At 54.9% G+C, this 11,083-nt stretch carries 9 protein-coding genes; 4 read left to right on the top strand and 5 right to left on the bottom strand.

The window, feature by feature from the left end; translation table 11 throughout:
- Nucleotides 1–31: 31 nt before the first annotated feature.
- Complete coding sequence (locus tag NQU42_RS07600; RefSeq protein ID WP_296610368.1) at nt 32–373, bottom strand: hypothetical protein; 342 nt, start codon at nt 371–373, stop codon at nt 32–34.
- Nucleotides 374–420: 47 nt separating this feature from the next.
- Here NQU42_RS07600 and NQU42_RS07595 point away from each other — a divergent pair, with 47 nt between their 5' ends.
- From NQU42_RS07595 to NQU42_RS07580, 4 genes are all read left to right on the top strand, one after another.
- The gene (locus NQU42_RS07595; RefSeq protein ID WP_296610367.1) at nt 421–741 is read left to right on the top strand and encodes a winged helix-turn-helix domain-containing protein; all 321 of its coding nucleotides are present in this window, start codon (nt 421–423) and stop codon (nt 739–741) included.
- Entirely contained in the window at nt 742–945 is a 204-nt protein-coding gene (locus tag NQU42_RS07590; protein WP_296610366.1) for a hypothetical protein, read from the top strand.
- 92 nt (nt 946–1,037) lie between these two features.
- Nucleotides 1,038–1,967, top strand: coding sequence for an ATP-binding cassette domain-containing protein (locus NQU42_RS07585; protein ID WP_296610364.1), 930 nt, complete (start codon nt 1,038–1,040; stop codon nt 1,965–1,967).
- Nucleotides 1,968–2,717: an ABC transporter permease gene (locus NQU42_RS07580; protein WP_296610363.1), complete on the top strand. Its 750-nt coding sequence runs from the start codon at nt 1,968–1,970 to the stop codon at nt 2,715–2,717.
- A gap of 205 nt (nt 2,718–2,922) precedes the next feature.
- On the opposite strand, the gene NQU42_RS07575 is transcribed toward NQU42_RS07580, so the two are convergent.
- The 4 genes from NQU42_RS07575 to NQU42_RS07560 all read right to left on the bottom strand — a co-directional run bounded on the left by NQU42_RS07575 (nt 2,923) and on the right by NQU42_RS07560 (nt 10,941).
- Nucleotides 2,923–3,618, bottom strand: a complete 696-nt coding sequence (locus NQU42_RS07575; RefSeq protein WP_296610362.1) for a hypothetical protein — start codon at nt 3,616–3,618, stop codon at nt 2,923–2,925.
- A gap of 348 nt (nt 3,619–3,966) precedes the next feature.
- Nucleotides 3,967–4,704, bottom strand: coding sequence for an MTAP family purine nucleoside phosphorylase (locus tag NQU42_RS07570; RefSeq protein ID WP_296610360.1), 738 nt, complete (start codon nt 4,702–4,704; stop codon nt 3,967–3,969).
- 355 nt (nt 4,705–5,059) lie between these two features.
- Complete coding sequence (locus NQU42_RS07565; protein WP_296610359.1) at nt 5,060–9,382, bottom strand: C25 family cysteine peptidase; 4,323 nt, start codon at nt 9,380–9,382, stop codon at nt 5,060–5,062.
- Nucleotides 9,382–10,941 carry a hypothetical protein gene (locus tag NQU42_RS07560; protein ID WP_296610358.1) on the bottom strand — a complete coding sequence of 520 codons (1,560 nt, stop codon included), beginning with the start codon at nt 10,939–10,941 and terminating at the stop codon, nt 9,382–9,384. The genes NQU42_RS07565 and NQU42_RS07560 overlap by 1 nt, the downstream gene beginning before the upstream one ends.
- Nucleotides 10,942–11,083: the final 142 nt, after the last annotated feature.

Raw genomic sequence — 11,083 nt, 5'->3', positions numbered from 1 at the left:
CCTAAAAAGGGAAAAAGGAAATTGAAGCGCCCTACTTGGTAACCACGAAGGTGTACTCCTGAGCGTAGGATCCGCCACTTAGATCAGTAATGCCGAAATAGTACCATCCGGACTCGGCAACATCCACCTTGAAAAGTACGCTATCTCCCGGTTTCTCCGCGTCCCTGCGGCTCGCCCACTGCATGTTCCTGTTGTAGTGGTCTATCCTGCCCCGCATCTCCGGAGGAACACTCGATATCTGGGCTTGGAGAATACCGGGTGTCTCCAGATATGTAGAAATCCGCATCTTGGGCAGGAAGTATGCTGGCGAATACCGTCTGATTGAACCCCAATTCCGATGCTTCTCTGATCCAGACTGGAGGTTATCAAGCACACGACTCTTGAGTTAAAATTATATACTAGAATATTGAAGTAATACATGTGTGCAAAGATCCAGACCTTCCGGGACCTCTGCGAAAGGTCCAGCGATACATCCGCGCACTGCACTGTCCGACCAGATGGGCCATAATCCGCTGCATTCGAGAGGGCGAGAGGAGCACAAGGGAGATCTACGAGGAGCTGAGGCTCCAGGGAGAGGTCTCAATGCCAGGGCTCTACTACCATCTCTCCGCTTTAAGAGAGGCAGGCATCATTGAGGTGGCGGGATACCGGGAGGGCACTGGCGGCATACCCGAGAAGGTGTGGAGATTGAGAACCCGCAGGATCGTGATCGATCTGCTGGATGATATGGAGGTGGAGTGAATGTGCCATATGAGAGGGATGTTCTTTGAGATGCCGGTGCATCATAAAATGCACCATGATCCCTGCTGCTGCGCCGGATTTGGAATGGGTTCGGGCAGGAAAGAGCTGATGGAGTGGCTGAAGGAGTACAGAGAGGAGCTGAAGAGCGAGCTGGAGCGTGTCGAGAAGAGGCTGCAGACCCTCCAGTCAGAGGTACAGGACTGAATTGCGGCTGCTCTGAGCACTGGCCGCAGGCTCCAGACGGAGGCTGCATTCTCGAAGGTATGCCTCAAAGTATCGGATGAGCTGGAGTTATTATGGATGCGATTCAGGTCAACGATCTGACCAAGAGATACGGAGGATTCAAAGCAGTCGACCACATAAGCTTCAGCGTTGTGGAGGGGGAGATATTCGGCTTCCTCGGGCCGAACGGCTCCGGCAAGAGCACCACCATAAGGATGCTGACAGGTATTGTGAAGCCCGACGAGGGGACGGCCGCCATAATGGGCCACGACATCGTTAAAGATTCGATAAGGGCGAGAGAGTCGATCGGGTTCGTTCCCGAGATGGCCAATGCTTATGTGGAGCTCACCGCATGGCGGAATCTGATGTTCATGGGCGATCTCTATGGAATTCCCCGGAGTGAGCGGGAGAGGCGCGCCAGCGACCTCCTGAAGCGTTTCGGCCTTTATGAGCGGAGAGACAACCAGGTGCGTGGATTCTCCAAGGGGATGAGGCAGAGGCTCCTCCTATGCATGGCTCTCATCAACGATCCACCTGTGCTCATACTAGATGAGCCGACATCCGGCTTGGACGTGGAGAGCTCGAGGCTCATAAAGGAGGTCATACGGGAGCTGAATCGGGCTGGCACGACCGTCTTCTTGACGACACACAACATAGAGGATGCAAGCCAGCTCTGCGAGAGGGTGGCCATCATAAACCGGGGCGTGATCATCGCAGTGGATCGGCCTGAGGCGCTCAGGCAGGCGGGCAGCGCACTTTACTGCATCGAGGTGAGTTTCAGCAGATCTGTTGATGAGCGGGAGCTCTCTGACATCCCCTCTGTTCGAGAGGTCATGAAATTCGGAGACAAGCTCAGACTGTATGTTGATGACATCGACATGGCAATAACCAGCATCGTGGATTATGCCAGAATTCACAACATGAAGATCCTAGCGCTCACCACGCTCGCGCCATCTCTGGAGGATATATTCGTGAGACTCACGCACAAAACAGGAGCCGAATAAATGAGCCATCTGGAGCAGCTTCGACGGTCTCTTGCCATCGCCGAAAAGGATGTCTGGATCTACTACGCCAAAGGTCCGGTTATGGTTTTTGGCATCATCTTTCCGCTCTTTCTGATAATGGCGTTCACGATCGGGCGGAACATGACGGTTGTAGATCTATTTCCAGGTTTGATGGGCATGGCGATATTCTTCACATCAACAGCTGTCGGTCCGGCAATTCTCCCCTGGGAGACGCGGTCCAGGACCCTGGAGCGCCTTGTGACGGCACCTGTTGAGGTCTGGGCGCTGCTTCTGGGTGATGTCATCGCATCATTCGTATTTGGTATACTTATATCTCTGATCCCGCTCTCAGTCGCAGTGCTGATGGGCGTTGAGGTTCTGCATGCTGCGGTCTTCGTTCTCGGCATGCTCCTCGCAACATTCTGTTTCGCATCGCTGAGCATACTCCTCTCGGTCTACCCTCCAACCGATGTGCCCGCTACGGTTATGATGCTCTCCTCGCTGGTGCGCTTTCCCATGGTTTTCATCAGCGGCGTCTTCGTGCCGGTGGATCAGCTGCCAGGATGGGGGCGTGCCATCTCGTCAGTCTCACCGCTGACATACTTCGTCGATCTGGCGAGATATTCGATAAGCGGCATCAGCTACTACTCGGCCCCTGTGGATCTGGCGGTCATGACTGTGTTCGCAGTCGTCTTCCTGGTGGTGGCGATAAAGCTTCACGAGAGGTTCCTGCCGCAGCGATTCTCCTGAGAGTAGCGAATAAGGTAATCGCAGTTTCTCTGGGAGCTTATGATGCAAAAACAGCGAACAAAAAATCGCATGAAGCCCACCTGTGATGGTGGGTTCATGGCTGAAGTTGTCTCAAAATCGCATCAGCAATGCGATATTTCCAGCGCCTATCACACCTCATCTATGAGGGCGGGCTGTGGCTATTTTGAGACTTTCTCGCTCGGTATTAAGACAGACCTGCACCCATGCCTATTCCTGGCGGTATTATGCTGGCAGGCGATGAGAATATCTCCTCTTTCTTCTCAGTCACATCGAAGAACTTCCTCGTGCTCAGCTGGGTCGGCTGTGTCGTCGTGGTCTGCTCCGTCTCTGTTACATTTGTCTGAGCAGCCGGCGCGGGCGGTGCAGCCTCAGGGATGACCGCAGGTGTGTACACGGATGTATCAGGATTTATCCACATCGCTGTGAACTTTCCGCTGCTCACAACCCCTCTCGGGCTGTACACGCTGTAGGTCCCTGTGATCGTGTCCTCTGAATAGATGCCCTTCATCACAATCGGCACCAGACTCCTGCCCTTCAGAGCGGTCAGGACAAGATCCACGCTGCTGCCGTTCACGCTCCCGACAACAACGCCATTCCATGGCTCAGCGCCCTCGTACTTTGCAGATCCGAAGAGCTCCGCTCCGCTCTGGTTCAGCGCCATTGTTATCTGCTCCCCGCTGCTCAGGCTCAGGGACCAGATGTACTGGAGGCTCAGCGGCGCAGCCTCCTCAGCTGTCACATTCGATGTCGCATTCATATCCATGGTCACGTTATCCATGGCCACAGTGGCATTCTCCACGCCCTCAGCCTGATCCTCGCACATCCCGGCACCGATGATGAGCACGAACAACAGGCCTATCGACATAAACTTTGTCAGCAAGATTACAACCTCCTCGAATTCGTCACTTGCCTATGTCCAGTGCAGATGGATCTGATCGCATAATAAGCTTTTCGTCGCAGATCGGCCCATAAAAGCGTCGAGAACACCAGAGTGACCATGAAATCGGTTCGTCTTTAGTCGAAGTTGAGTTGAAGGTGACCATACAAAGAGATCTGCAGCGACCCTGCATGCTTCCGGAGAGATCATATTGGATGTGGCCGCTTTCTGGTGCCGCAGATTCTATGCTGAGATGCATGTTGAATATACTCGTCTCACCTGATGGCAGATCCTGTGCGACAATGACCCCGGGCCTGGGAATCCCCCTCCTTCGGTTTGGAGGAGATACGCCTAAAGCTCCGCATTCTCCAGGGCCCTGCAGCACCTGCACGATCTGCGGCCCGGGATTCTCGAGACCGTCCCCTCGATTATCCTGGCGAGATCGCCCCTCGCCTTACTCTCAACGCTCATGATCTGGCTGAGATCAACTTGGCCATCGCCTGCGGTGTTCGTCACCAGGCATATCGATGCATAGCAGAGAGCTCTCTCCTTTGCAAGCACAACCTCCGGGTATCCGGTCATCCCCACAACATCGCCGAAGCTTCTGAGCATCCTTATCTGAGCGTGCGTCTCGAGGTGCGGCCCCTCGGTGCAGACATAGACGCCCTCATACGGCTCATGCCCCTCGGCTCTGCAGGACTCGATCAGAGCCGTCCTTATCTCAGGGCAGTACGGCTCGCTCATGTCCACATGAACCGCGCGATCCTCGTAGAATGTGGATACCCTGGACTTTGTGAACTCTATGAAGTCTTTAGGTATCACGAAGCTCCCGGGGGGCGAGATCATCGAGCCTACAGTGTTTATTGCTATGATCCTCACAGCGCCCGCTGATGCCGCGGCGCAGATTATCGCCCTGTAGTTGACGCGGTGCGGCGGAAGATGGCTGTCGCCGTGCCTTGGGATCACAATGACATCTCTCCCGCTGATCCGCGATGAGATCGCTCTGACGTTCCCGTAGGGAGTGGAGACCTCGACCCTCTCTCCACCATGTGTCAAAATCCTGCCGATGATTGCTATATCAGCGCGCATCGATGGAATGAGGATACACGAGGATAAAGCGCTTTTGTCGGAGCTGAGGGGTTCTCATATCAGCGAGTCAAATCGCTCTCAGGTCATCTGAAGCTGTTCACCGCGGTGAGCCTACCGTCAGAATCGACAGAGGATATTGAGATCGAGCGTAATCCTCTGGGTTCATAAAGTGTATTCTCAGATGGATCAGCTCCCTCTCTAAGCGCCTGAAGCATTGTAGTGGGGGTATGTCTCACTACATATAACGATACAGCATGGCGGGGCACGCTTCTTTATGAGGAGTTCGCGATGCCCCGCCCCCGGTGATTCTATGAACAGGAGACCCACAGAATCCCACTTAGTGGATCTCCGGAATTCACCTGAACTCCAGCCTGCACTCCTTTGTGACCTCCATCAGGTATGCCCTTCCCGGCTCCATCGGTTCGTCCATCTTCAGCGGCTTCCAGTCATCGCCCTCATACTTCCACATGAATGCTGAGATCAGTCCCTTCTCGACCGCCTCTGAGAAGCTGTACCGCCGGTGCTCTGTGTTGACAGTGATGTTCATTGGAGCCAGCGATTCGTTCACAGGCAGCCCGATCAGATTCCAGCCGGGTCTCAGCTTGAGCCTGTAAGGTCGCTCCACAGGTTTGCCGGATATCTTAATGGTGAAATCCTCATAGCTGTCGATTATGTAGCCCATTCCCGGCTCGAGGGTTGTTATGTTTGTTATCATCGAGTCCTTCAGCGAGTAGCTCCACGCATCATCGGTCACGGTGAATATCCCACGGTACGGCTTGCCCTTGAGGTACTTCTCCACGCGCGGATCCTTGGGCTTGACGTAGATGGAGACCGCATTCCAGCCGACTGTGATGTTTATTATCTGAACCTCCTCGGGGACAACGCGGTATTCCAGTGAGAAGCTCCTCGTATCCCCGAGCCTCGGGTTTATAACAGGCCACATCACACGCTTGTGCTCTCCTGATACATCCTCCGCATGCCACACGACCCTGGATCCTTCTTTAACCACGACATCCTCTGCATCTCTGGGAAGCTGCACCTCAGCTATGATTGCAGGAGGTGCGTTGAGGCTGATCTTCCCGTCGGTGCTGTCCACTCCGAGCCAGTAGAGCCAGTCCGTGGCCTGCTCTGAGACGGGAGAGACGGAAACTGCAAGAGTATCGTTGCCTTCGACCTCATCTATCCTGTACGGAAGCTCCGGTGTCTTTGGAATATACGGCCTGAACTCCGGATCGCCGAAGAGCATGAAGCTGCTCGCGGTCTGGTTCATCATCTCCTTCATGGAGTACTCCCAGGGAGGCAGCATCTCCTCTATCCGCTCGAAGGATATCTTCTCCGCGCCCTTCATCTTCATGATGTACAGGTTCTCAGCCTGGCTCAGTGCCTTTCCGACGGTTGCATTCTCGAATACCAGCGCCTGGTAGAATCTCTTGTTGTAGTCCTCTGATACGTATATCCAAACAAGCGCGGACGATCCCACATACCCCACAGCTCCAGCCCTGACGAACGCAAGGGCTATCGAGTCGTCGAGCCTCATGGGTATGTACATCTCTGTGCCGCTCACGTTGATGCTGAACCCCTTCAGCCGGGAGCTAAGACAGGAGTTGCTCGTTGTGAGCTGCGGAGCGAGAACGAACTGCTTGACCTGTGTCTCATCCAGGAACGAGTCTGTCATCGACCAGCTCGAGAGCGCCCAGCCACTCTCAGAGCCGTGGTGATCGAAGTGGACTATGCTCACGCCATTGTTCATGAATGCGGAGACCCTCTGGAAGGTCGCCTCCTCCCATCGCAGGTCTCTTGAGTTCAGGCCGGCTTCTGCAAGATACTCCTTTATCCTGATTGGCACCGGGCTCCATGGCCACTCAACAGGCGTGGCCACAACGAGCGATGTGTTCTTCCAGCTGCCCTGGAGCCTATCGTAGCTCAGCGACCTGGCAACCATCTGCGAGACGTCGTAAACGCTGAGACCTATGAACCGACCGGTCGCGACCTCTGTGTAGTTGTCGTCATCCGTCTCTATCCTGTAGTCCCTGTAGATATCATAGGAGAACGGATCCCCCTCGAGCTCCTGCTTCACACCGGTCGATGGGAATGGAAGTGCTCCGGGGTCTCCGACCACCAGGAGGTACTCTGGCCTCAGCTCCATATCCTCCACGCTCTCGCGCAGCCACTCCTCCACCTCTTTTGGATCCACATACTGTGGGTCCCTCGCCACATCCATCACAATGGCATGCTTTGCAGCTGCAACCTGCATCGATGCCAGCGATAGCTTCGGCACCTTTGTATGGCTGAACGCCGTCACGTTGTTCGGCGGCAGCGTCGACCTCACCTCTATGGTCATGTTCTTCGTCCGGTACTCTGTGCCGCCGCCGACCTCTATGTTGAAGTTCCACCTTCCAGGCTCAGGCATCGGAAGGGCTGCGCGGTAGCCGTCCGACCCGGCTCTGAACCTCACGTAGCCTATCAGCCCGTGCGGGCTGAAGAGCCGGAGGGCTGTGTAGCTGTGCGGCTCAGTTACGTTCCATGTGACTATTGCGGTCCCGACGGGCATCTCTCCGGGGTACGTTATCTCCGAGACCGGCCCGTCGTTCTCGGTCTTCACCGTGACGTTATCCTCAACGCCGGTGTACCTGACCGTCATGCCCCTGTCGATAGGCTGCACCCATCCTGCATCCAGCGGATGCAACACCACGACCTCAAGGTTCAGGGATACCGACTCGTCCGGGTCGATCTTCTCGAGATCCCAAGTGAGTATCGAGCCGTTGAAGAACGCGCCTGCTGGATCCGACGGCTCTTTGGATATCGGGTCGGTGATCGCGAGCTTTCCTTTGTAGTATATCGGCATTCTCACATACCGGCCGTTTGCGAACATGTCCACGAGGCTTATCCCCTTCAAGGGCTCTGTGCCGGTGTTTCTGAGCGTTATGTTCATCCTCACGACCTCACCCGCCTCCTCAGAGGGAATGCTCGCAGGCGTGATCTCCACAGTGATCCAGAGATCCTTTACTATAGCTCTCTTTATTTTGCTCTCCGGCTTTGGAGGTATCAGGGATATGTCATGGCTGTTTGTCAGCACTATGGATCTGACAGAATCGTTGCGCTCCCTCATCTCTCTCAGAAGAAGATCCAGATCGTACCTGTGGACTGTGACGTTCATCTCCTCAAGACTCTTAACCACATCAGATGGCGCATCCCCTGAGATGATCGCATCCCTGCACCCGAGCCTCTCGATCTCTGAGAGCGTGGTGTTCGATATGTTGGTGGAGAAGAACAGAACAGGCCAGTTCAGGTAGGAGGCCACTGTCGCCGCCTGGATCCCTGCCGTATAGTTCTCCCCAACCAGGACCACGCCGGGAGAGGAGATCCACCGGCTGCTCACAAGCGCGGCGAGCTCCTCGCTGCTGTTGTACCTTATCGATTCGTTGCATGCCCAGGAGACATCTCCGATGCCCAGAGTCCTCATGCCAAGCGCCTTTATGAGCCACTGAGCTGCCTTCGAGGGCGGCTCGAGCTCAGACCAGAGCGGTGTGTAGACGACGTTGTACTCGAACAGGATGCCGTCACATCCCGATCCGATCAGACTCTCGATGTAATCCAAAGCGCCCTCGACGTTCTGGGTGGATAGCATGTACTCGACGTAATCATCGCTGAGCCTCACGTATATCGGGGTATCAGTCACCCTCGCGGCGAGCTCCGCATCCCGCACCGGCGCAGAGGAGACAACAACAAAGTCCGAGGTACCGGAGAGATCATAGAGGTTGTAGCCCTTCGATTTGTCAAAGGGTTCGTCTATGGCAACACCGAGCTCCACCGGTCCGAGATTTCTGGTTATGTTCCGCGCCTCTCGCGCGATCTCCAGGACCTTCTGCTCCCTCCACGAGAGCCACTTCTGGTAGTTGTATCCTGAGGACTTTATTCTCGTCAGGTCCAGTCCTGTATCTCTGTAGAACTCCTCCTTGCAGACATCACAGAAGCAGTAGTCTACACCCTCGAAACCGAACCTGTAGAGCACTACGCCATCAACTTTGTACTCATCTATGATCTCTTCAATTCTGGCGTAGAGATCCTCCCTGACATTCGGATTCACGGGGCACAGCAGAGATCCCCGGTTTCCGTTTGCATCCAGAGAATATCCCTCGATCTCTGTATCGTTCCCCTCCTCCAGGCTCTTCCTGAGCTCGACGCCTCTGAATGCATCGCGGATCATTCCGGCCAGGGTCGAATCGTTAGCTCTTACCAGCGAGGTTGATGTCCACGTCTCCTCTTCGCTTTCCGGCTCCAGGGACACGGTCATGTACGCCTTCATCCCCTGCTTCTTAGCAGTTTTGACGAGGGTCTTGACGTCCTCGCCGGAGCCGTGGATTATAATCGCGGAGACGTTGCCTGAGGCCATGGACTGCAGGATGGCATCCATGCCGTACCTCTCGATATCTGTGCCCTCCACCCAGCCAAGCCGCCTTCCGGTCTTCACCTCTCTCGGGAGTATCAGCATCGGCTTCACCACTGTGGTGTTCTCCTCACTCCATGTCGAGAGCGGCACTGATGCCACAACAGCATGCCAGTCGTGCCCACCGACAAGTATCATCTCATCGATATCCGATTTCGCCCCCCTCTCGAACACAGCACCTGCCTGTGATATCACAAGCAGGAGAAGAACTGCAAGACATATGGCGCGCATCACGACACCTCCGTGGAGAGACCCATGGCCTTGAGCGATTGCACAGCTGAATCGCTCACGCCGCTTGCGATGATCGCTTTCTCCAGACCCCTCGCCATCATGCTCTCTATTGATGTCCTGATCGAATCTGTGAGCGCATCGCCACAAACGACCAGTGGCAGACCTGAGCGCTTAGCGATCTGATATGATCTGAAGATATCCACCTCGCCCGGCCCGGAGACGACAATTGCTGTCTGGTTGGACCACATCCGGTCTGCGAGGATCCAGGAGGTCTCAGCGAGATCTGCGCCTGCGATCCTCGAGATATTGAAGCCGGATAGCTCAGACTCGATCTTACTGCTTACAGCGGATTCATCGCCCAGTATGATCACATCCCTGTACGGGAGGAGCTGATCCCTGATCTCCTTGCTCACCCTCTCCCCGACCTGAATCACAGGCACGGTCGTGTTGTTTCCTGAGATCAGAGATGCGATGGCTGTGTACCTCGGATCAGTCGATGTGATTATCGCGAGTCCTGTCGGCTCTATGGCCTCCACGTAAACAATCTCAGGCGGGAACGGCACTCCGTTCGAATCGACCATCCTGAAGACTATTGCGTATCCAGATGGCTCGGTCGCGATCAGAGAGAAGTTGGCAGAGCCGAACTTGCCGTTGATATCCAGAACCATGCTCGACGGCACGATCAGCAGAGACGGATCCGATACAGCATCGACCATCACCCTGACGTTGTTCTCCAGGAAGAGGGTCATCCGCCCCTCATAGCTTCTGTTCACGACCACGCGCTTAGGGATATCTATCCTAACGTCATACCCCTTGACAACAACCCCGACCTTGAGATTTACAGCAACACTGGCGTTCTTTGATCTGTTGCCCTGTGACTCCGCCACGATCTTCATCGACCCGCTCCTCGCGTCCTCATCCACCTCCACCTTTAGGCTCAGAAGACGGCTTGAGCCGGCTGGAAGTGGGAGCGAGTATGGCAGATCTATCTCCTCATCCCCATCGAAGAGCTTCGGGTGCCAGCCCTCGGGGACCTCAGGGATGTATATCTCGATGAGGTCCCTGAACCTGCCGGTGTTTCTCACCTCGAGATCGAACTCTGCAGGCTCATCAGGTGTGACCTCTCCGCTGGCCTCTCTGGCATCGTTTATGTAGAGCCCGACGTTATAGCTCTCCTTCTCGATGACGTTGAGGTTGAAGCTTATGGCTATTGGAAGAACAGGAGGTGCGGTCTCATCGAAGATGTAGAAGAATCCCGTGTAAGCTCCGGGCTTTGTCTCAGGAGGTGCCATGAAGAATATGTCCACATCCATATCATCGCCCGGATCGATCGCCTTCTTCGGTATATCGATCATTATCATATCTTTCGCATCTCCGCCTACAGAGGTGGCTCTTATCCTCGATACCGGCTCCTCACCTGTGTTTGTCAGTGTCAGTGTCTTGTGTATGACCTCTCCAGGGTGGATCTCGATATCGAAACGCTCCCGATCAGGCGTCAGCTGGGCGGAGGCGATCCCGCTCAGAATCAGCACGATGAGTGTGAGGTAAATGGGCTTCATCAGGACCACACGTTGGCAAATGAATTTTTTAGGACCACTCTTTCAATCAAGGTATAAAACAGTATCTGGAATCGAGGATGCCCTGAAGATTTAGGACGATAGCAGGGCTAATCCCCGCCTTTTCAAAGGCGGGATACAGCCC

This window comes from Methanothrix sp. (assembly GCF_024518575.1).
GTDB lineage: Archaea > Halobacteriota > Methanosarcinia > Methanotrichales > Methanotrichaceae > Methanothrix_B.
This window is presented reverse-complemented; position numbering and strand designations above follow the sequence as displayed.

Excerpts from the sequence above, each read along its gene's own strand:
- NQU42_RS07585 (WP_296610364.1), top strand. The coding sequence starts at position 1,038 with ATGGATGCGATTCAGGTCAACGATCTGACCAAGAGATACGGAGGATTC.
- NQU42_RS07580 (WP_296610363.1), top strand. The coding sequence starts at position 1,968 with ATGAGCCATCTGGAGCAGCTTCGACGGTCTCTTGCCATCGCCGAAAAG.
- NQU42_RS07560 (WP_296610358.1), bottom strand. The coding sequence starts at position 10,941 with ATGAAGCCCATTTACCTCACACTCATCGTGCTGATTCTGAGCGGGATC.
- NQU42_RS07590 (WP_296610366.1), top strand. The coding sequence starts at position 742 with ATGTGCCATATGAGAGGGATGTTCTTTGAGATGCCGGTGCATCATAAA.
- NQU42_RS07565 (WP_296610359.1), bottom strand. The coding sequence starts at position 9,382 with ATGCGCGCCATATGTCTTGCAGTTCTTCTCCTGCTTGTGATATCACAG.
- NQU42_RS07570 (WP_296610360.1), bottom strand. The coding sequence starts at position 4,704 with ATGCGCGCTGATATAGCAATCATCGGCAGGATTTTGACACATGGTGGA.